This is a genomic window from Endozoicomonas sp. ISHI1 (assembly GCF_024606225.1).
GTDB lineage: Bacteria > Pseudomonadota > Gammaproteobacteria > Pseudomonadales > Endozoicomonadaceae > Endozoicomonas_A.
This window is the reverse complement of the sequence record NZ_JAGRPU010000047.1, coordinates 19851-40804: the sequence shown is the minus strand read 5'-3', so window position 1 is coordinate 40804 and position 20954 is coordinate 19851. Positions and strand designations below refer to the sequence as shown.

The following is a 20954-nucleotide window of genomic DNA, read 5'->3' as shown; positions in this document are numbered from 1 at the left end:
GACACGTTACAGCTCGACGTTAAACCCTACGCAAGAGTGGAGTTAGACACGATTCGTCGTGCATCCACGGTGACGGCGTAGATAAGTCTACATAATTACAGATTATGTTAGATTTTTAGTAGCGGTAAAACGCCACCTTCACGACAATAGATGTTTAATTGCATCCTATCCCTTAAAATTCCCGTACATCTACCTTGAATAAAAAAAAGGGTGATTATTTATGAAACTCTTTACCTGTCTGGCCCTGCTTGCACTGGTCTCAGGCTGCACAGGAATTCCTGAACACGTAAAACCAGTAACACCTTTTGACATTGAAAGGTATATGGGCAAGTGGTACGAAATTGCCCGACTGGATCACTCCTTCGAGCGAGGCCTGAGTCAGGTCACTGCTGAGTACACCTTACAACTGGACGGTACCGTAAAAGTGACCAACTCTGGCTACTCTGAAAAAGACGATGAATACCGTCGGGCAAGAGGCACAGCAAAGTTCGCTCGACAAAGTGGTGAGGGCTATTTAAAAGTCTCTTTCTTTGGCCCCTTTTATGGCTCTTATGTTATCTTCGAACTGGACCAGAAGGGTTACCAGTACGCCTTTGTTAGCGGTTTTAATAGGGGTTATCTATGGTTTCTGTCCCGAACCCCTGAAATAAGCCAGGAGTTAAAAGAACGGTTTATCCAACAATCCGATAAGCTTGGATTTGACACTGACCAGTTAATCTGGGTCAAACAGTGACAGTCAGAAACTGCATTGCAAGGGCTTGCGAATGCTCCTTACAACTTTCTCAATTTCTCGGCTGGAAATGTAACCACGTATCTCAGCCAACCCTCACCCAGCGCCCGGAATTCAACGACAATGGATTATCTCTCCATGTTCAACAGACTGGACGATCCAAGCCGAATGGCAAGATATTTCGATGCAAAGGGAGCTGCGTTAGCAGCTGCACCGTCCATATCATCCAGTTGGCCAGTGTCGCACGACTGATGTCGACATTCAACCGTTTAAGGATGGATACCTGGCCGTATCGGTATAGAGGCAGCCGTACTTCGGACGAAGTTCAATAACCCTGCCTCTTCGTGCCGGAACAATATCCAGTTTTTCGCCGGCTTCTTCGCCAAGAACATGGAGTTCACCACCACAACGTCATACTGTTTATTTTCTTCGGGAATACCACCGAGGCCGCCTCCAAAAGCGGACCGATTAAAGGCACTCTCATGTTGTGATGATTTAATATCAACGTCCAACGCTTGACAACCAATATAACGAACACGAAATCATTATTTTAACAAGCATATTGTTATACTCTAAAGATTTATTAAAAGGGTCAGCTAATTTTTTATCTAAATAGTTATTAAAAGGATCAGCTAAACTTTTGTCTAAATAGTTATTTTTCATTCGTTGTTTATAGTAAATCTCAGAATCGTAAGTTAACATATTTGAAACCAGACCTGCCCCACCACTACCTCCATCACCAAAATCTTTTTTAAAGTTAAAATCTCTATAGCTATGTTTATATTTTTTATCAGATGTCATGAAGACAGCTCTGATTGTATATTCAGAACCATTGATTTCTTCCATATAAATACAAATCATAGAACCATTCTTTGATTTAAATCCTATTTTCTTATATCTAATCCCAGACTTTAACGTAATATCAGCTTTTTTATCAAAATAAAACAAACTTTTGCCATCTTCCCCTTCAGCAACATGCTTGAATATAGGATCATTAACATTGATATAAAAGGGAATAACTGATCCAATTTTATTACTAGCCAACAGTTGGGACAAGTGAAATATAACACCCCAATTCATAGCAAACAAAAACAAAAATGGATTTTCAATTTGTGATAAGTCAGGAGGTGATGAGAAAATACTTTCTCCATTTATTGTAACGTTATTAGTTTCCAAGTTAAAAGTAACAACTATGTGATCACCTGTCTCTGCTGCTCCCCTATAAGTCCAAAACCACTTCCTTTCAAAACCAGCACCAATGGCAGTTACGGAACAGAACATTAAAAACAAACACATTAGTTTTTCTTTCATTCGATTCGCCTATCTCTTGTCTTTTATACCTCCATGTAAGTTAGCTGACCTCCGGCAAAGCCGGAGGCTTATTCGGTGACGCCCTCAAAGGGTAAGGGCTTTTATTGCACCCCGGGGCGCGAGTCAAAACCAAGTTTTAGCTGAGCCCGTGTTTCATCATTTTTCTCCTGATTTCTGCTGAATTCTCGAGCCACATTTTGGTCAGGCTCTACTATGCTAACAAAATACCCTTGTACCCAGAAGTACTCCCCGGAAAAAGCCCTCTGCTTACCTTTGAAGTGTCTCGCAATAGCTATTACACAACTACCCTTCACATAACTAACAATACGGGAAACAGAATACTCCGGCGGAATGCGAACGCAAATATGAACGTGATCTCGCATCAAATACCCTCCCACAATTTCACTCCTTTTGCGTTTGGCAAGCTCATGAAAAAAATGTTCCCGGGAACTGGAAAATTTTTCAAACTTCCATAAACGACTTTTGCCGCTTTTTGGCAACAAAGGCAATGTGATACTTACAACCCCATCAAGTATGAGCCAGACTTTTGTAATCTGCCATAAATTAAACCTCTTGGTTCTTAGCAAAACCCTCGATGTCAGCTACCGAAGCCTCGGTATAACCTATGCCAGCCTCCACTGCATAGCCGTAGGTTCACCTTATGAATAATTAACTTTATGAATGCTCCAGAGTAGCAATATTATGAGCACAAGCCAGTATTGCTTGACTATTGTGTGCTGCATCACAACACAGCGTCTGCTTCAGTCGCCGAAGGTGGAGGGAGCTCAACTCGAATTAGCATGGCAGAGCTAGCGTCCACAACAAGAATGCCAGTTACCCGCCCCCCCTGCGCAAATCCATACCAGCACCACTGTCCTCCAGGTAGGCTTGTCATGTCACACCAACGGTCCCTGCAGCTAGTGAGCAGATCAGTGTTAGAGAAAGACGCGAACACGGAACACCTATCGCTACTGAATATCAAGTCGGAATCTTTAAAATATTCCGCTTAAGTATTGCGAAGTAGGTATTGTGGGTTTAGCGTTTACGGAGGTACACGGTCCCCGGGAAGACAGGTTATACATCCTGAATAAAAGACTAATAATTAAACAACCATTCATTGAGCCATCTAAGTGTCTCAGCATGAATTTTGCTGGTGGTTGCAAGTTCGGACTCTAAAAAGGTTAAGTCATCCAAGTCCCGGAGGTCAGTTTGACTTGAATCTACAAAGTCTAGCATTGGGATCAAAAGCTCGTGGGAGATTCGGTTTAAGTACTCAATGAGACCATTCACGAAAGGAAATTGCACAATGTATAATATATGAACATTTTTATAACCATACTTCATATAAATCTCATGAATGTCAGCCTCCCCTGAAATGCAAATCATTGACAATACTGAGAACAGAGTGAAAGCACGTATTGACCGAATGCACATAACTGCCGTCTGGTTAAAAAACAAGCAAAGTGGTGAGACGCCTGCCTCTGTTGGTCAGCAGTAAAACAGCAGTTGTCAAGACGGATATTTCAGAAACCAAGAAGAACAGGCATGAAGTATCATAACAGCTTTTCCAATAGTTGCTCAGGGTAATTTCCCCTCACCCGTTCCAGAGAGCCGTCGATCGTCATAATGGCGACTCCAGAACCAGAACGCTATCTTGCCGGACCAACTTGTTGTCATGATGTTCGCTCAACTTGCGGCGAGTCTCTGTTCACGATCTGGTCGAACCTCTGACGACTATGTCTGGAACTACGAGATGACCTGTCAGGGTGCACATTTTGTTGGCAGGATGAAGTCTTCTACTCTTGATGAAGTCCTTAGCACCCGCCCGAAGAGCAACAGAAGATTTCATCTTAAAAGATCAGATTATCAAACTCTCTTCTGAGAAGGGTAAAAAGGCCTGCCCAACGTATCTCTGACGGATCAAAACACTTCGATAGGAAGACGACAAAATCCTGATTTTTATCAGTAAAGACCTTGATCGGCATACACATCAGCTGGAGTTGTCCTGACTTTGTGCTTATCAGCCACGTGCAGTCCTGCAAAATACTCCTTGCAAAGCCAAACGATAGGGATGAATGTCGAAAGCTTAAGCGACATCATTCACCCTTTTTTTGGGTTTAAACATTCGAACAGCAGATATTTTTTTAAATTCGTTGATGTAGTGACGAGTTTTTTCCCAGTACTGTAAGCAAGCATATAGCTCACGTTTCGGTTGGAATTTGAGTGTCCAACACAATAGGGAAAGTTCACAGTCTCCAGATTTTTTTGTCATATTTAGCTGATCACATATAGACTGGATAAGGTTTTTGTATGGCTTTCGGTGCCTATATGTCGTTTATTTATGAAGCCAAAATATTACCCTATTACTTTAGAATACTAGTTACTCTAACTTTCACATTTTTAGATGTATGCCCCATCTGTATGGCGGGTACAGATATGGTTCCCCCCCCACCAACGCCCCCACCATCAGGAGGAGCATGCAACGGTAATGGTCGAGCCCCATACAACTGGCAACAGCGCTGGATCAGAGTTGGGGAACGAACATTTTATCTGCATGCCGAAGATGAAGAAATACTTCAGTTACTTTCGCAACAACTTGAGCAGCAGCGTAATGCAGGGGCGCTTCTCCCTGGTGGCATGAATTGGATTGCTAACCTTTATCCAAGTGAATGGATACCGCGACTAATAAGAAGACTGATGATACGCTATCCAAATGGAGTCACTATCTTTTCAGCCGGTGCCTGTTTTGCCGGAATGATAGCATATTGCAGATATAGAGGAATAAGTGGCCCGTTGAGTCCGTTACTACAAGGTGCAGGTTCAGCGGCTCTCGCACACATGATGTTTTTTGTAAATCTATGCCCTTCTTCATTGCAACGACCTTTAATAGTTGGTTCCGTAGGTGCCTCTGTAACTAATACGATTTGTAGAAATGCCCTTGCTTATCATCGCTCAATATTACAGTCACACAGGACTACAGTTCTATACCCCCAAGTTATTATTCTGGCAACACAGCAAGGTCAAAGTCAGATATTAAATTCTGATCAAGATATAATTGTACAAGCAAACGCAATCGATCCCGATGATGATCAGAATATTGATGATACGCAACATAGTTCGCTCCAAACTTCAAAAGGAGTACCGACAAACTGTCTGAGACGAGCATATCCTTGGCTCATGTCTCTTTTTTACCATCGATAATTGAATCTCAAGGAACATAACGAATCTCTAGAATCACTTCCTAAATATCATTTTAACTTCATTTACAAAAGATTTAAAAACTCCGGCTAAGTCGGTGGATGTGCGAAGCACCGGGAAGAACTGGTATTTTTTTAGTGCATCGTGAAAACCCACGTCCTATCGACATGGTCATGAATGGTTGCACGGCAAAATCATGAAAGTGCCTGCCCAGCAAGGACTTCAGCCAGATAGCGTGTACTCATAGCGGCTTTCTTTTGTTTTCTCTTCAGACCTGCTTTGAAGGTTTTCGTGTTGTTCAGTAGATTGACTGCAATATGTCTAAAGCCTGCTAGAATTTCTGCTCCGTCATTTCTTCGGATGCGACTCTCGTCTTCTCTCATCGCAAGGTGAGTAGGCCGTGGGAACTACCCCCACAGCCCCTCCTAGAACGGAACGTGAGCCTCTCGACTCATTCCGCTCCCGCTAAACCATCGATCCCCTCATCCCTGCCCGCCAATGGGCAAACAAATAGCTGTGAGATTTGGCAATGTTTTCCATAAACCTGCCCGCTCTCGTCTTTCGTCTCTGTAGCTTTTTGTACTTGTGCCTCGCCCACCAGATCAACGCTTTGTTAACCTGTCGGAAGACTCTGTAAAGCTCCGATCGATAGAAACAACCGTAGTAATTGATCCAACCCGACAGGATTGGATTAATCCATCTGGCTATTTCAACAAGACTTAAATCTGTTCGCTTACGGATACCCAACATCCTGATCTTCTTGATCATTGCCTTCTGCGCACCCCTACTAGCTGCTGGAGAGAAGCTGAGGAAAAGACTTTGTCGTTTCCTGTTCAGCACCCACCTCGGCCTGAAGGTGTAACTCAGAAAGTCAAAGCTGGTGTGTTGAGACTGCCCCTTACGAGAACCATCCTTGCAGTAGACAATTTTGGTCTTCTCAGGATGCAACTCAAGTCCACATTCTGCAAACCTGTCCCGTAGTGCCGACAGCATACCCTGAGCCTCTTCTTCACTTCGACAGTGCGCCAGCCCATCGTCTGCATACCTGCACCATTTCACATGCGGATAGTGCTTCTGCATCCATTTATCGAATACGTAATGGAGAAACAGATTTGCTAACACCGGACTGATAACACCTCCCTGAGGTGTGCCTTGTGTACGTTCTATACACTCACCACTCTCATTGATCATTGGCGCTTTCAGCCACCGCTCTACGTAGAGTAACAGCCATTTGCAGCGGGTGTGTTTGCTCACCGCCTTCATCAGCAATTCATGTGAAATGTTGTCGAACAGTCCTTTGATATCAAATTCCAGAACCCAGTCCTGATGCCAGCATCGTTTTCTTGTAACACGTATGGCATCAATTGCCGATTTACCCGGCCTGTACCCATAGGAATCCCTGAGAAAGAATGGTTCTACCAAAGGCTCAAAGTAGAGCTTGGCAACCATCTGGGCTATTCGGTCGGATATCGTTGGGATACCCAGTAACCGTTTTCCCCCTGACTTTTTGGGTATGGGGACCGCTTTGACAGCAGGAGGGAAGTAACTCCCTGCTGTCATGCGGTTCCAGATTTTGTATAGGTTGTTCTTTAAGTCTTTCTCAAACTCGGCCATTGACTCCCTGTCAATACCCGCTGCCCCTTTATTAGCTTTCACCAACTGATAGGCTTTGACGACTTGCCATTTGTCGATGTTGAATCGATGTGTACCTGTCACGATATCTCCTCCTGTTTTCGCAGTTGGATACCCGACAGATACCGTTTAACACTGCCCCTTCGCTCCATACTCATTACAAGTATTTCTACACTAATACGGGCAGTTCCGCCCCAGTGCCAGACATTGGTACTCTCACGCTTATCACTTTGATGACTTGCGTTTCTCCCTTGGCAGTCTGACGACTGGTTCCCACAGTTCCTGAGAGGAGCCTGGAATGAGATCACGCCCACTTTACACCGGACACCACTTACACGGCCTTCGGAGCAACCTGTAAATTGATCACCAACCTTAGACGCTGCTGGCTTTTGATGTCGAATCTCTGGTTTACGATGCGTCATCATGGGTTCGATAACTCGTCTTCTCATTCCTCACCTGCACACCTGATCGGTGCACGTCTCTTCAACGCTCACCACGAGCACTCTTAATGCACGCAGCTTGAAGTGGTTTGAAGCCGACTTCCGACAGTAGACTTCGGTGGGCCATACCACCATCTCCTCCCAAGCTTAGCCACAGTTCTGTTGCATTATCCTTATGCAGCCAGTCCGTGTGCCTGTGGCACACCATCGAGTTTCCAGTGAAGCTTATTCTCTATGTGCCAATGCTCCCGGCTGGCCTTACCCAATTGCTCAGCCGTTAGCTCGGCAGAGCTGATGTAGTAACGAATGCAGACATCATCCAAGCTCACCAGCTCACCCTCAATTTCTCTCGATGACAGTGCTATTCCCAGGGTTTTCAAACCCGGCCAGTCGAAGGAAAAATTCACAAACTCATCGAAGATATCACTCACAAAATACATCCGGCTTTCTGTGCGGCCATGGCCTGTTTCTCGAGTCATATAGCTATCACCTTGCCATTGGTTCAGCTTCTCCAAAGAGAAGTGATGATCGAAGGCTTTTTCAAGCTTGCCCTGATTGCCTTTGACCGCCAGCAGATAATCAGCCTCCTTTTCGACTATGGCCTGGGCTATATCTCGCTGACATCCCATGGCATCGAGTGTCACAAGACAACCCTTGATTTCCAAGAGCTTCAGGAGTTCGGGGATGGCGGTTATTTCATTAGATTTCTCTTCTGTTTTAAGTTGCCCCAGCACCACGTTATTGGCCGCGGAAAAAGCACTAATCATATGAATCGCACCGCGTTTTTTACCTTTATCGTTAGAACGTCTGAGCGTCTTGCCGTCGATGGCTATAACGTCTCCTTGAGAGACCTTGTGACAGGCATTCATCCAGTCAATAAAGCACTTCTGGAACCGCTTTGGGCTGATGGTGCTCACGACTCGCGCTATGGTGTCATTAGAAGGAATGCCTTCTTCAAAGTCACCATACTGCTTAAGCCAGTCGAGGCGTTCATGACCAAAGTCTTCGATTTCACCCCAGCCTTCTGCGCCGGCAATGACAGCACAGATGGTCAGAAAAAGGATGTCTGTTAGCTTGTGGCCGACTTTCCAAGCTTGGCGTGGGTCACTAATAATAGAGAGTTGTGAAATCAAATCGTGAGCATTCATGCTGAGGCCTTATCCTGTTGTGCAGGTATAAGACCATAGACGTATTAAAAAGAAAACAAATATAAGCTACAGGTCAATATTTTCAGGAGGTTTCATGATTTTTCCCTGTGAATGGTTGGCTTCGCCTGCCATGAACTACCCCTGCTACTCCTTATCTCTGAGTTGTCTCCACAACTACTAGACAAAGGAAGTAGCATGAGCAAATTTGAAAAGTTAACGCATGTCATCTGGCATTGCCAATACCGTATGGTTTGGGAATACAACACTGTCGTGGGCACGGCGGTCAATTCCAAGGTTCCCCTTTTCCTGCTCCCCAGCCAGATTATTGAGTACGATATTTGAAAGTACAGGCGGCAGAAGGCCATCTTGCGCTCTAAGGGTAGACATTAAGCTCAAAAAAGATTCATTTCCGGCGGCAGAACTCACCTTGAACAGCCAAAATAAATAAGGCGATGAAAAGTGGAACCAGTCTGTTTGGTAATGTCATTTTATCCCTTATGGTAAGTCTCTGCACTCACATACAAGGAAGCTCCTCGACTTCTGGGCAGATAATGCGAAACGTGAACACCCTGCACAAGATGTTTGTTCAGGGCGTACAAGATTAGATCTTTGTGCTGTGGGTGAGGCTTAATGTCTACTCTAAGATCTTGCGCTTGCTCTCATCCGGTTTGGTGGGGGTCATCCCACCGCATGGGTTTGGGTTGGTAGGTTCCTGATGACAGTTGCTGCCGAATCTTCGGCCAGTGCCGGTTTAGCAGGATAATCTGCAGTTGGCAGCATAGCCACTTGTTAGGTGATTTCAACCAGGGGAGTAGATATAGGTTGTGCAAAAGTGACGTGAACCAAAATTATTTCTCTTTGAAGAGCCATCTTTTATAAAGTCTAATGGAATTTTACTTTCATCAAGCACGTGGCTTGGTAGTCGTAATTTTCCATTTTCAACCAAGCATGACCTTACTGCCGAGAAATAATCATCCGAGTAATTCATAAATGAACACAAAGGTCCTTCATCAACAATTTCATCATATTTATTTAATATACTGAGATATTCAATTGCTCTTTTGTCTCCCCACTGTAATAAAACATCAGGTTTGATACTTGCCCGAATATCCAAAGTATCTATGTTTGAATGATCACAATAATCATTATTATGACCACAACCAAGCATTAAAGTAGAATGCTTGTCTGGATTCAATCCATTCAGAATCACAACACCATAGTTTTCAAAGGTGCTATTAAGCTCTTCATCGGAAACGAAAGTCTTTGTATCCAGCTTTTTTCCATTAGAATGAAGAGTAATGAAAAGATCTAATTCATCATAAGATTCCAGAAAGTTATTAACTTTTATCCTTTTAGCTTCATCACTGGCTGTTGGAGTGTTTCCTCCCGATAAGAATGTATATAAAGGATTACTTGGGTTATTCATCGCCTTGAAAATTAAATTTGCAACTTTCAATATTGATTCTTGATCATCTTTATCTGCTAATAAAACCCCCTTTTTAGATAGCCTCTCTGGTGTAATACAGAGATTTTTATATTTTTGCCCATCATGCAAACTTATTTCTTCAACCTTCCTGCTTTTCAGTTCCAATCCATAAAATGGTTCACTTTTTCTATGAGGAATAAGTTTTTCCTTAGAATTTTCATCACATTCGTTTTTTTGCTTTTTATCAGATAGCGATACATCTTCTGTATTAATTGAAGGTAGCTTTTTTCCTGCAATATTCATATTACTTATCTCATGCATTAATCTAACTTCATCTAACGTATGGTTCTGCTGTGCGATCAAGGCGCATCAGATGTAGGGGGGAGACCCCAGAAAGAACTGGTTGCATTTGCTATACTTGTTGTTAATGTGGATAAATTACTTTTCAGACAAAATAGATTGTAAAAAAGCCACAATTTCAGAAAAACTGACATCCATTCCAATAGACCTATAAAAGTCATGGAGATCTTGACTATTGAGAAAAATATTTAATATTTGTTCCATTAGAGATGTGATTTTTACTTTCAAATCTCTTACCTCCATTGATTCAAACGGATGTAGGTAATCACTCATACTTACACCATGTATAATAACTGTACTGAACTCCATTAACGCCGTAGAAAGTTCTTGAGATACATGTTCATGCAAGACTTGACTCATTGATTGCTGTAGATTTTGCAAAAGCACATCTTTAGCCGATGTTGCAGAAGCATTTAGCTTATAGTGAAGCACTGAAAAGCTCACCCTAAGTTCATCAATAACAATATTAAGCCTCAGAGAATGTTTCAAGGCTTCATGTTTTTTATACTCATCTGAGCTCGCTGGGAATGTTTTCTCTATGCTCTGATCAAAAAAATCCAATACTTTTTTCGTTTCAGACAGCATTTCAGCACGAAGTGCTATGGAATGTATAGCTATTAAAATCAACAAAAACCTTACAACCTTCATCACCGCTCTTCAACTGATGTAGAAATTCTAACTTGGCTCAAACCGAATAAAAGCCCATTTTAAGCGGTGCAAAGGCCACAAAGATCAATACCGCTGCTAACCGAAACACTTACGGCTCCGGCAACCCAACAGGAGCCTGACCGAGAATAGACTGCCCTTCACGGCAACTGTTCCTGCGTTGCTCTGGCTCTTGCATCCATGCAGTCGTGCGGCGGCGGTAATTTAGTCTGAAAGTCCACTTTCGTTCGTCAAATAGCTCGCTATTCTCCTCACAAAACCGAATTTTCATCCTCAATTTTCTGCCGTCTTGGCTACGTGGTCTCCCAGACGGGGCCATTGTCGGTCAGGCTCCCGGAAACCCAGGCAGGTTATCTCCTTGAGGCCAGAACAAAGTACAAAAACATCTGGCGCAAAAGCCCACGAATCGCTCTCCCTCTCAAACAACCATGGTAAATCTAGTCAAGGAACGCCAGATTAACAAGCAGCTCAGCATACATTGAACGACATTTTTCCTGCGAGCCTTGGGCTTGTTTCTCTGAAAGACTTATAGATCAGGTTTAGCTATCCTCGGTGAATCGCCCAGTGCGGACCCGCAGACCAAGGTGCTGCAGGGGCCGGAGGTTAGAGATCCCCGGCTAACCGATTTATACCTGTTTCAAAAACTAAGTATTTAGCTATAGCGTCTTTTTTTTCTGCGTGGAGGGTTGCACTCAGAGTCAGTGCTATCAGTCTCTGAACTTTCTTGTGTGGAGCTATCCGTTTCTAAACTTTCCGGATCTGAACTTTCCAGACCTGAACTTTCCGATTCTGGACTTTCTGAGTCTGAACTTTCTGGGCCTGAAGACGGATTGCTACACTCCATTTCACCAGTCATTACATTAAATTAGCAAAATGGGCAGGATGTTTTTTTAAACCATTTTGCGATGCATTCACGGTGAAATTTATGACCGTACTCAAAAGTGCGCAACTTTCCATCATTAATTATTTCTAAACAAATTTCCGTTCGAGGCAGTTAAACCGCTCTTTCACCTCATGTTTGAATTGACCATGTTCTTTGTCTTACTGGTCAAACCTTTGGTGCATTTCACCACGGGTTTGACCCAAAGCATCAACTGCGTCAGTCAGGGTGTTGCGAGTATGATCAATCTTTGTCGGCTGAGGTTTTGCTTTGGCACTCAATGGCATAACTTCAATCTATATAAGTGAAGGACACAGATTAGCAGAGATTAACGGCAAGACACTTAATCCGGATAGGGCAGAGCCTGACAGCTTTGATCCGTCCCACACATCTTAGCTCTGTAATGATCTTTAAGATAACGGCCTTCGTTCGACGGCTTAGTTGTTTGGCAGTCACTCTCAGTTTGGCCATTGCTATCTCAGCAAATGCGGAAGTTCGTCAACAGTCATACCATTAACGCCAGCGGCTCCTTTATTACCTTGAAGCTGCTAAGTACCGGTACCAGATTATTCCTCTCAAGTAGCCGCGCCATCACAGGTGAACAAAAGATGGATTTGGATTCAATCGGGTCTCCCGTTACCAGTTCCCCCCCTGGATAATCCAGAGACAACGACAGTTGTTTAACAACTGTCATCCGAAATCACTTCCCCGACAATTACTCTCCAATATCTGTTCAGACCTTCAGGGGCGAGATTCAACTACAATGCCTTCTGCTGACAAGGCAATGGATGGTCTGTTGCAGGAGCCATTTTCGGTCTTCTGTATTGCGGTCAAGCAGAATGATTCCTTTGTCAGATGCTCCCTCAACAAAATGCCGACCTCCCGATGTATGACACTTAACTTTCCTCGCGCAGACCCTGCCTCACGGCAACGCCCTTGCTCTTGCGCTAACCTCCGGCTCTGCGAATACCTGATCTTCACTTCTCAAGTTAAGTGCCATGCCCGGCACACGCGCCTGGTTCAGCCGCGCCGCCGACGTCGTCGGGTGGAGAGCAAAGCCCGGAACGAACTTGAATCATTTGTTATGTGGCGTTTTATGGTCTACTTTTGCGAGATTCATCAAAAAAGAAATCATAGAATCAATCTCAGGATCCATATATTATGGTATTTATTTACAAAGCGTTATTTATTCTTTCCGCGATAACTTTCAATCTTTTTATATTCAATGCTTCTGCTTCTGAGCAGATAAACTTTTTTATATGTTCAGCTAATGAAAATAAAAGTCAATATGCTGTTATTGAAAGAGAAACAATTGATAAGAAAATCTTTAATGATGACTTTGATAACAATTGGTCTGTAATTAATCAGCTTGCTCCGTTTTTTCTTGTCAGGGGCCATTACATTCCCAGCTCCTGTGAAATAGTTAATTTAAAAAACTTAACTAATGAATTTCCATATTTGAAAGATAGCATCAAGCGATATTTGACTTTAGAAGATAGTAAAGATAACAAGGAGCCATTAATAGTAGTATTGCCTACTCAATTGACCAATTCAGATTCTATTAATAAAGTTCGTCCAGCAATAATTGCTACGAGCCTTACCTTTGCAATTTTATGGGGGCTTGGTTCTTCATATTTAGCACCTGGCTGTTTAATGGTTTTTATAACCTGTGCATTCAGGCCTGAACAATGCCAGACAGTTTTGGAAAATTTTTCCGATTTCTTCTCTGAACTATGGACAAAAGCGACATCACGACAATCTACATCTATGTCAGGAACGGGACATAGATTGGGAAATTAGCCACATAAGGAGCCAGTAGAAAAATCAAAGAACAAAGCCGTAAAACTTGCGGCTCCTGTTATTAGCGAGTGCTGACCTTCAGACTCCCTGTTAATTTATAATTTTTCCACTCTGGCTTATGACCAGTCTGGGAACCGTTCAGAACACTGCAGGCGCTTCTGGCTGAGCAAGCAGTTTGCGCCTCTGGTAAAAGAACAGGTGCTGTTTGATATCGTGCTTTTTACCCCAGCCAGAGGCCGAAAGTCCGGATTTTTGCCAGTCGTTCATTCGTTCTTGCCAGACTAGCTGTTTTGTTTGCGCTCTATAGGTTTCATAGATCTTTCCGTTTTGAAACCTGAAGTATTAAGGGATATGGCTTTCTTTGTAATGTGGGGTTAATTTACCGTTTATGAACAAACGAAAAACGTGTGGTTGGAGTGAGGAGTACCTTTGTCACGTTCTTGGACTGGTTAAATAATGTTCATGCATTTGCCCTGGCCCCTTGACGGAGTTACGACTCACATGTGTTTGTTATGTTGCTACTGTTTGGCTCTCGACTGAACTAAAATGGTTGCTGAGAGTAACAGAGCCAAAGGTATAGCCAAGGGTTGTAAACCTTCTGAAATAAGTGGCTCATGGCGATAATGAGATATTTTTTTTGTAAACACGCCTTGTGCCGTATTGAAATCAAAATGCACCTCATTAGTTGATTTTTTGTATTTTATTTCTACAGGCTCGAATAAATACTCTCGAGCTTTAGTAATGGATAAACCCGGTCTGTCTCCAGCAGAATCAAAAATTATTAACTCACTATTGTCATTACAGCCACCACAACATTGACTATCAGATCTATCACTCCCCGGACGGTAGGGACATTGATCACAATTTACAGGTTGAGCTTTGATTGTCAACTGATTTTCATCGCCACTAAATCTAGTAACACGAAAAACAGGAGTTATTCCTTTATTAGAATTACTTAATTTAAGAGTTGGAATATCCAACCAAATAATTGAATTTTCTTTTAACTCAGATATTGCATAATTTAAGGAAACTCCAGAAAGTAAACAATTATCAATTAATAATGCAAAAAATGAAGTTTCTCCTAAATAAGGAAAACTTACTTGAGGACATAAACTCTGGTTGTCTGTAAATGAGAACTTTTCGGGATGATCCCACATTTCTGATTGAGGCATTGAGTTATCAGATGATTTACAACTAATTTGGCTGGTATTTATACCAGTTGTAACCTCTCCTTCAGCTATCAATGAATAACTATCATCTTGATTCTTAAATGTTGTCTGGAAAAAAGTAGTCAATGCGTGAGTGCTTTGCACTTGAATCAACGAACAAAGCAACACTGAATCCAGCAAGAAGGGGTGATGATGTATTGAGTTTTGATAAAACACAGCTAACCTCCTTTCCTTGAGCATTCAAGAAAATGGTCTATGCATAGACATATTAAGATATTTAGAGGATTTTGCCTGTATTTTTGCAACATAATCGGGATAGGGCATAGCATCACGACTCTGCTCACCGAGTAAAAGGAGCTACAAGTTGTAACTCCCCCCCCAGTCGAGTCGCCCAAGGGAACCTCCCCCTCAGCATCGGGTAGAAGGAGCTAAAAGTTATAACTCCAACCCCCTCAGATCCCAGCGTGCGGATTTCCCGCACCGGGCTCTTCGACATTTGACTTACAGCACTGCATTAATACGCAACTTCCAGAAGGGGGATTCTTATCTTCGGTTTCAGTAACGGCATAATCTGTTTAAGGCGATTGAATGCCTCCCAAGTCACCTTGCCCTTTCGGCTTCGCTTACTGAGCATCCTGCGCCAATATCTCTCCATAAACCGATACACCTTGCAAAGGCTATGAAAGTTCCCTTTCCGGTTGCGAGTACAGTAATGGGTGAATCCAAGGACATAGACCCCCCATCTTTGATCCCGAATTTTCAAACAGCAGCTTTGGTTACAGACCGGGAAGATCTGCACAAGATGCCGTGCAACAGGTTAAACGCTATATCAAACAGGGGCTGCATCAGGTAGTTGACGTTGATCTGAGTCAATTCTTTGATACTGTTAGCCATGATGTCCTTATGTCGAGAGTCTCTCGTAAGATTAACGACAAGCGCCTATTAAAACTGATAGGCCGCTACCTTCGTACTGGCGTCATGATTGATGGGCAATGCTACCCGACTCGGGTAGGTATGCCACAAGGCGGCCCTCTTTCGCCGCTAATGTCAAATGTACTTCTCGACGATCTGGACAAAGAACTGGAATACCGGGGTCATTGTTTCGCACGTTACTGTGATGATTTTGTGATACTCGTTGGCAGTCAACGATCAGGGGAGCGAGTGATGGATAGCATTACCCGTTACCTTGAACGAAGACTGAAATTAACGGTAAATCCAACCAAAAGCAAGGTGGTGAAAGCCACCAAGGCAGAGTTCCTGAGTTTCACCTTTACAGGTAAGAAAAATCCGGTGGACAGAGAAGAGCCTGCTCTGCTTCAGGCGGCAAGTCCTTTAACTCACCAGCCGCAGCTGGGGTGTATCAATGAGCTACCGTTTGCGAAAGCTTACCGAATATATCAGGGGCTGGATGGGTTACTTCAGAATAACCGAATATTACCGTCCTATATCGCTACTGGATCAATAGATACGTCGGCGTATTCGCTGCTGTTTTATCAAGCAGTGGCGTAAACCGAAAACCCGCTATCGAAATTTGGTCAGGTTGGGCGTTGATCACATCAAAGCCGCCGGGATCGCAATCAGTAGCAAAGGGTATTACCGGTTAAGCAAAACCTTTGCAACACAGCAGGCACTCAACGACAGTTACCTCGCACAACTTGGGCTTGTTTCGCTGAAAGACTTATGGATTAGGTTTCACTATCCTTGGTGAACCGCCCGGTGCGGACCCGCATGCCGGGTGGTTTGGGGAGAGCTGAAGAAAGATCAACTCTTACCCGATTAGCCATTACTCTCTCTCGCTCTACGACCAATTATCCAATGAGGGATAAATATTAAAATATCAATTATTACTACGATTAGAGATTTAATAAATGTCTGCATTGAACTTCTAGCTTCTACTTCAAGAGCTAATTTTCTTGCATCTTCTCTCTTTTTAGTAAGCTCTCCTTCTGGAGGTCTTTTTCCGGCTTCACCACAGCCTTCTTTACTATATTCTCCACATGAGGGTTTGATATTGTTCCAATATCTATCGTTATTGTTTAGACGCTTATAATCATGTGAAGACAAACCAAACTCTGGACTTACTACGCTAACTAAATTGTAAAGCATTATCCCAGATGTAACTGCAAAACATATGAGAGTTACAGAACATATAAGTAATGCGTAAATCTCAAGTATTGTTTTTCTCATTATTCTTCCTCAAGTTTATTCATATGCGAAAGGGCCAACGCCTGGTTTAGGTGCGCCGAAGGCGACACCTGGAACCAATTGGTACCTATTGAGCCTTCTCCCCAGCTTACTGAGTAAGCTAATAGGCGACCAAACCAAAAAAGGAGAAGACCCAATGAGATTCTACACCAACTCTCACCCTTACTACTGTGGTATTGATCTCCATGCCCGAATGCTCTTCGTTTGTATTCTTGATTAGCAAGGCGACACCTTGGTTCACCAGAAAATAGCGGCTGATCCATCAGCTCTTCAGGCCTTAATCGAACCTTATCAGAACAATATTGTAGTGGGTGTTGAATGTATGCATTGCTGGGCAACACAGCAGGCACTCAACGACATTTATCTTGCAAATATCGGGTTTGTCTCCCTGAAAGAGTCATGGATCAGGTTTCAGCATCCTCGGTGAACCGCCCGGTGCGGACCCGCATGCCGGGTGCTGTGGGGAGGGCTGGAGAAAGGCCAGCCCTTACCCGATTTAAGCGAGCATTTTTAGTTGATTGGCAGATATTCTGCATTGTGAGCGTGTTTTGTTTTATGTTTAAAGTAGAAAACTATACTGCTTCCAATGATGGTTATCTCGATAACCATTGCGGCTGATTGTGATAAATAATCCCATACTACAATTGAGACGTCTTGTGCAAAATATTGAGTTAATAACATTCCTACATTCAATCCATTTGCAATAACGTCGATGCAGGCCCAAGAAATATCTGATGCTTCTGGTTTTTGCCCTTTTTTACAACTTTTCCATGTATTTTGAACTAGTTGAACGAAGGGGCCCGCAATTGTTGCGACTGTAGATGTTACTGAGAATGTTGTCACTACAGGATTGCTCCATGCAGGAATAGAGCTGTTTTTGTTATTAACATCATTATCTAAATTAAAGCTATCAGGAGTAGTTCCTCCAACTGGTGTCTTATAAACAATTTGATAGGTATGATCCATTTTCTTTTGTATTTTATCTTGAAGCTTTAATCTGATTTCTTCCTCTGATATGATTTCCTGCTTACAGGAAACGTAATTTCCTTCAAGAAGGCTACATACATACTTCGTTGTTATTTCAATTACTTCAGAGCTAGACTCTTTTTCATCAGCACTTGCTTTTGCTATTAAACAAAGAAGAAATACTGCTGATAATAATTTATCTCTTAACATCCTAACACCTATTACGTAGTTTTGAATATACATGTTAGGACAAGTCAATGTGAATATAAGTCACTTTTATCTGTAACAATAGAGAAAGACTTTCTAACATAATCAATTCTACTGTATAAGCATGATGACTCAGATGCGCTTAACCTCAAAGCTGACGGGTAGCGGAACAGTCCCGTCAAGCGAGTTGTTAGGTGGCATGGCTATTTCTGAAGGTGGTTTACGATGATGGCGAGAGTTGCTAGTGGCACTGTTCGAAATGGACCTACCCACCGCTAAGAAATACCCACTCTGCTGATTATGGCCCATCATGCTGATTTGATTGGTCCTCGACCAAGCGGGTTGTTTTGAGTAGTACTCGGCTCCCAAAATTTCTTACGTTACATCATGGGGAAACAATGATGATAAGTACCGCTCAGAGAACTTACCATCATTGCAGATTGCTTAACTCAACTTAAGTTATGCTGCTTGCCAACTGGCCGTGATTACAGGATCGATTTGATTCCGAGTATCCTGTGACAGCTGAGCGTTGCCCGCAGGTGGAGCACTGAAACCAGCCATTGCAGTTACAAGGCTGTCAACCTTGTTTGCAAGAAGCACTGCATCATTGACACGAATCTCATCCAACTGCTGACTTGTATCGCGATACCAATCTTCAATGACAATGGCATCGTTGGAACCCACAACATCGATCAACAGATTATTGCCAGAACGCATCAGCCAGATATTCTCTTTGCTGATACCTTCCAGCTCCAGAACATCATGATCCGAAGCATTGGTACTCTGGTTATTCAACATATCCAGACCATCACCTGCAGCAAACCGGTACGTATCGTTACCCTCACCCCCCATCAGGTAGTCATTACCCTGCTTGCCTGTCAGTACATCATTTCCGTCAGAACCGTTCAGGATATTGCGCCCCTGGTTACCGGTCAGAATATTGCTCAGCTCATTGCCTGTTGCATTGATATTCTCCGAGCCAGAGAGTGTCAGATTCTCCAGATGATCACCCAGGGTATAGGAGACCGATGACATGACGGTATCTGTACCTTCATTCAGGCGTTCAACCAGTCGATCGGAGGTATTGTCAATGACGTAGATATCATTACCTTCGTTGCCCACCAGAGTGTCTATGCCACCCATGCCAGAGAGCAGGTTATTACCGGCATTACCCACAATGCGGTTATCCTGGTCATTACCTGTAGCCATCAGATGTTCATTGCCTGTCAGGGTCAAACTCTCAACCTCTGCATCAAGGGCATAGCTGACACTACTGATCACATGATCAAAACCACCGGCAACCAGTTCATTTACCTTATCGCCGATATCGTCAACGATATAGGTGTCGTCCCCGGTTCTGCCTGTCATATCATCAGCACCAGAACCTCCATCGATATAATTGCCTCCAGCGTCGCCGACCAGAGTATCATCCCCGTCGGTTACCAACCCATAAGGTTGGCTATTGGCAAAAATAAAATGATCTGCAGTCACACTGGCCGCTGTCGTATTAAAGAGGTTAACGAAGTACTCCTGCCCCGCATTATTGATAGTCAGGCGGGCAATCGCCAGTCCATTAATAACACTTTGAGTGACAGTAATATCCTGAAAGCCCCGGACACCCTCAAGCTGGCTCAAGTCAATCTTGTCACCATTGGCGTTCACATCAAAGTCGGCAATAAAGTTGGTCGATGACATTCTCATCACACCATTGGATGAACTCAAGCTGAGATTTTGAGAGCCTGTTTTATCCCTTGAAACAATATAAGTGTCTGAGCCTGAGCCTCCCAGCAACCCTGTTACTACATTGGCTCCCGTTGAAGAAAGGTCAATATTCCCCAAGTCACCATCAAGGTACAAGGTATCGTCACCGCCCTGACCCTGCAGAAGGTCGTCGCCATCACCTCCCTGCAACACATCATTGCCTTCTCCACCCAACAGGTTGTCTTGGCCGGAATCACCCAATAAACGATCATGACCGTCTTCACCAAGCAGCAGATCGTTTCCGCTTCCTCCAAAGAGCAAGTCATCACTGCCTCCTCCTTCCAGTCGGTCATTCCCCTGACCACCTTGTAGCCAATCCGTTCCCGGGGTGTTGGTGATATACTCACCATCAATGAAATCATTACCATCACCACCATCCAGAACATCATTGCCTGTCACAGCACCAATGGCATCGTTCCCCCCTTGTGCAAAATACGTCATATTGCCCAAACTATCGGGCAGCAGACCATTTTGAACATTATCATCACCCGTCCAGATCGTTGAATTTGCCAACATATCCAGATAGGCATCCAACAAGGATTCATCCGATATAAAGGTAAAGTCCTGCTCAGTAATATGGGCGACTTGCTGGTTCTTCATTTTCAGGACCACCATTGTGGAAGTCTGTGATGGTATCGACAGCACCTTCTTCCGGCTTGATGATGAAGAAGTCCTTACCGGTTCCTCCCGTTAAGGTATCATTACCCAAGCCACCAAACAGAATGTCATAACCGTCGCCACCTGACAGGGTGTCATTACCACGATAGCCCTTGAGCCAGTTCGAACCCGCATTACCAATAAGGGTGTCGTCTCCGCAAGGGAGGATATTCGCACCACGGTGGTATTGATTAATACCACGCCTCGAAAGGTCTTAGGTGGGCGAACACAGCTTGAAGTCTGCACCGGGGAGTCGCTTGCACTTATTGCTTGAATCCAGCCTCATCCATGGAATCCTAGCCCGGATTCAGACAGAGAGCCTGCTAGAGAGGGTTTTGCACGTCCTTCAGTGTTTTGATGAAAGTGGTGTTCATGATGATCTTCATCCTCTCATCATG

At 43.6% G+C, this 20954-nt stretch carries 17 protein-coding genes and 3 pseudogenes; 7 read left to right on the top strand and 13 right to left on the bottom strand.

Going from position 1 to position 20954, the window contains the following annotated elements; translation table 11 throughout:
• The first annotated feature begins 220 nt into the window (after nucleotides 1-220).
• A complete protein-coding gene (locus tag KBW69_RS20240) occupies nucleotides 221-733 on the top strand; it encodes a lipocalin family protein (protein ID WP_257282050.1) in 513 nt (170 codons plus the stop codon).
• A 498-nt stretch (nucleotides 734-1231) separates the two neighbouring features.
• Here KBW69_RS20240 and KBW69_RS20235 read toward each other — a convergent pair whose 3' ends face one another.
• Together KBW69_RS20235 and tnpA are read right to left on the bottom strand one after the other, a co-directional pair.
• Nucleotides 1232-2041: a hypothetical protein gene (locus KBW69_RS20235; RefSeq protein WP_257282049.1), complete on the bottom strand. Its 810-nt coding sequence runs from the start codon at nucleotides 2039-2041 to the stop codon at nucleotides 1232-1234.
• Between the two features lie 101 nt (nucleotides 2042-2142).
• A complete protein-coding gene (tnpA, locus tag KBW69_RS20230; RefSeq protein WP_373690725.1) occupies nucleotides 2143-2628 on the bottom strand; it encodes an IS200/IS605 family transposase in 486 nt (161 codons plus the stop codon).
• Between the two features lie 1723 nt (nucleotides 2629-4351).
• Here tnpA and KBW69_RS20225 point away from each other — a divergent pair.
• Nucleotides 4352-5242, top strand: coding sequence for a hypothetical protein (locus tag KBW69_RS20225; protein ID WP_257252628.1), 891 nt, complete (start codon nucleotides 4352-4354; stop codon nucleotides 5240-5242).
• A gap of 462 nt (nucleotides 5243-5704) precedes the next feature.
• Here KBW69_RS20225 and ltrA read toward each other — a convergent pair whose 3' ends face one another.
• Together ltrA and KBW69_RS20215 are read right to left on the bottom strand one after the other, a co-directional pair.
• A complete protein-coding gene (gene ltrA, locus KBW69_RS20220) occupies nucleotides 5705-6955 on the bottom strand; it encodes a group II intron reverse transcriptase/maturase (protein ID WP_257282048.1) in 1251 nt (416 codons plus the stop codon).
• Between the two features lie 556 nt (nucleotides 6956-7511).
• Nucleotides 7512-8459 (bottom strand): annotated as a pseudogene (locus tag KBW69_RS20215) (ISAs1 family transposase); the annotation flags it as partial.
• A 195-nt stretch (nucleotides 8460-8654) separates the two neighbouring features.
• On the opposite strand from KBW69_RS20215, the gene KBW69_RS20210 reads away from it, so the two are divergent.
• Nucleotides 8655-8801, top strand: a complete 147-nt coding sequence (locus KBW69_RS20210) for a hypothetical protein (RefSeq protein ID WP_257282047.1) — start codon at nucleotides 8655-8657, stop codon at nucleotides 8799-8801.
• 457 nt (nucleotides 8802-9258) lie between these two features.
• On the opposite strand, the gene KBW69_RS20205 is transcribed toward KBW69_RS20210, so the two are convergent.
• From KBW69_RS20205 to KBW69_RS20195, 4 genes are all read right to left on the bottom strand, one after another.
• Nucleotides 9259-10188 carry a hypothetical protein gene (locus KBW69_RS20205; protein WP_257253964.1) on the bottom strand — a complete coding sequence of 310 codons (930 nt, stop codon included), beginning with the start codon at nucleotides 10186-10188 and terminating at the stop codon, nucleotides 9259-9261.
• 135 nt (nucleotides 10189-10323) lie between these two features.
• Nucleotides 10324-10893: a hypothetical protein gene (locus KBW69_RS20200; protein WP_257282046.1), complete on the bottom strand. Its 570-nt coding sequence runs from the start codon at nucleotides 10891-10893 to the stop codon at nucleotides 10324-10326.
• Between the two features lie 883 nt (nucleotides 10894-11776).
• Entirely contained in the window at nucleotides 11777-11890 is a 114-nt protein-coding gene (locus tag KBW69_RS23965) for an RING finger domain-containing protein (RefSeq protein WP_368736461.1), read from the bottom strand.
• Between the two features lie 406 nt (nucleotides 11891-12296).
• Nucleotides 12297-12485: a hypothetical protein gene (locus KBW69_RS20195; RefSeq protein ID WP_257282045.1), complete on the bottom strand. Its 189-nt coding sequence runs from the start codon at nucleotides 12483-12485 to the stop codon at nucleotides 12297-12299.
• A 467-nt stretch (nucleotides 12486-12952) separates the two neighbouring features.
• Here KBW69_RS20195 and KBW69_RS20190 point away from each other — a divergent pair, with 467 nt between their 5' ends.
• Nucleotides 12953-13591, top strand: coding sequence for a hypothetical protein (locus KBW69_RS20190; protein WP_257282044.1), 639 nt, complete (start codon nucleotides 12953-12955; stop codon nucleotides 13589-13591).
• 518 nt (nucleotides 13592-14109) lie between these two features.
• Here the strand turns inward: KBW69_RS20190 and KBW69_RS20185 are convergent.
• Nucleotides 14110-14976 (bottom strand): hypothetical protein, encoded by an 867-nt coding sequence (locus tag KBW69_RS20185; RefSeq protein WP_257282043.1) that lies wholly within the window; start codon nucleotides 14974-14976, stop codon nucleotides 14110-14112.
• A 504-nt stretch (nucleotides 14977-15480) separates the two neighbouring features.
• Here KBW69_RS20185 and KBW69_RS20180 point away from each other — a divergent pair.
• A pseudogene (locus KBW69_RS20180) lies at nucleotides 15481-16020 on the top strand (reverse transcriptase domain-containing protein); the annotation flags it as partial.
• Between the two features lie 103 nt (nucleotides 16021-16123).
• The gene (locus KBW69_RS23960) at nucleotides 16124-16225 is read left to right on the top strand and encodes a group II intron maturase-specific domain-containing protein (protein ID WP_373690724.1); all 102 of its coding nucleotides are present in this window, start codon (nucleotides 16124-16126) and stop codon (nucleotides 16223-16225) included.
• 311 nt (nucleotides 16226-16536) lie between these two features.
• Here the strand turns inward: KBW69_RS23960 and KBW69_RS20175 are convergent, their stop codons facing one another.
• Nucleotides 16537-16947 (bottom strand): hypothetical protein, encoded by a 411-nt coding sequence (locus KBW69_RS20175; protein WP_257255203.1) that lies wholly within the window; start codon nucleotides 16945-16947, stop codon nucleotides 16537-16539.
• Nucleotides 16948-17101: 154 nt separating this feature from the next.
• On the opposite strand from KBW69_RS20175, the pseudogene KBW69_RS20170 reads away from it, so the two are divergent.
• Nucleotides 17102-17299: pseudogene (locus KBW69_RS20170) on the top strand (IS110 family transposase); the annotation flags it as partial.
• Nucleotides 17300-17475: 176 nt separating this feature from the next.
• Here the strand turns inward: KBW69_RS20170 and KBW69_RS20165 are convergent.
• From KBW69_RS20165 to KBW69_RS20155, 3 genes are all read right to left on the bottom strand, one after another.
• The gene (locus KBW69_RS20165; protein ID WP_257282042.1) at nucleotides 17476-18141 is read right to left on the bottom strand and encodes a hypothetical protein; all 666 of its coding nucleotides are present in this window, start codon (nucleotides 18139-18141) and stop codon (nucleotides 17476-17478) included.
• A 456-nt stretch (nucleotides 18142-18597) separates the two neighbouring features.
• Nucleotides 18598-20499 (bottom strand): calcium-binding protein, encoded by a 1902-nt coding sequence (locus tag KBW69_RS20160; RefSeq protein WP_257282041.1) that lies wholly within the window; start codon nucleotides 20497-20499, stop codon nucleotides 18598-18600.
• Nucleotides 20468-20725, bottom strand: coding sequence for a hypothetical protein (locus tag KBW69_RS20155; RefSeq protein WP_257282051.1), 258 nt, complete (start codon nucleotides 20723-20725; stop codon nucleotides 20468-20470). Before KBW69_RS20155 ends, KBW69_RS20160 begins: the two co-directional genes overlap by 32 nt.
• Nucleotides 20726-20954 lie beyond the last annotated feature (229 nt).

Excerpts from the sequence above, each read along its gene's own strand:
- KBW69_RS20175 (WP_257255203.1), bottom strand. The coding sequence starts at position 16,947 with ATGAGAAAAACAATACTTGAGATTTACGCATTACTTATATGTTCTGTA.
- KBW69_RS20210 (WP_257282047.1), top strand. The coding sequence starts at position 8,655 with ATGAGCAAATTTGAAAAGTTAACGCATGTCATCTGGCATTGCCAATAC.
- KBW69_RS20195 (WP_257282045.1), bottom strand. The coding sequence starts at position 12,485 with ATGACAGTTGTTAAACAACTGTCGTTGTCTCTGGATTATCCAGGGGGG.
- KBW69_RS20160 (WP_257282041.1), bottom strand. The coding sequence starts at position 20,499 with ATGAAGAACCAGCAAGTCGCCCATATTACTGAGCAGGACTTTACCTTT.
- KBW69_RS20225 (WP_257252628.1), top strand. The coding sequence starts at position 4,352 with ATGGCTTTCGGTGCCTATATGTCGTTTATTTATGAAGCCAAAATATTA.
- KBW69_RS20190 (WP_257282044.1), top strand. The coding sequence starts at position 12,953 with ATGGTATTTATTTACAAAGCGTTATTTATTCTTTCCGCGATAACTTTC.
- KBW69_RS23960 (WP_373690724.1), top strand. The coding sequence starts at position 16,124 with ATGAGCTACCGTTTGCGAAAGCTTACCGAATATATCAGGGGCTGGATG.
- KBW69_RS20205 (WP_257253964.1), bottom strand. The coding sequence starts at position 10,188 with ATGAATATTGCAGGAAAAAAGCTACCTTCAATTAATACAGAAGATGTA.
- KBW69_RS20240 (WP_257282050.1), top strand. The coding sequence starts at position 221 with ATGAAACTCTTTACCTGTCTGGCCCTGCTTGCACTGGTCTCAGGCTGC.
- KBW69_RS20165 (WP_257282042.1), bottom strand. The coding sequence starts at position 18,141 with ATGTTAAGAGATAAATTATTATCAGCAGTATTTCTTCTTTGTTTAATA.
- KBW69_RS20200 (WP_257282046.1), bottom strand. The coding sequence starts at position 10,893 with ATGAAGGTTGTAAGGTTTTTGTTGATTTTAATAGCTATACATTCCATA.
- KBW69_RS20235 (WP_257282049.1), bottom strand. The coding sequence starts at position 2,041 with ATGAAAGAAAAACTAATGTGTTTGTTTTTAATGTTCTGTTCCGTAACT.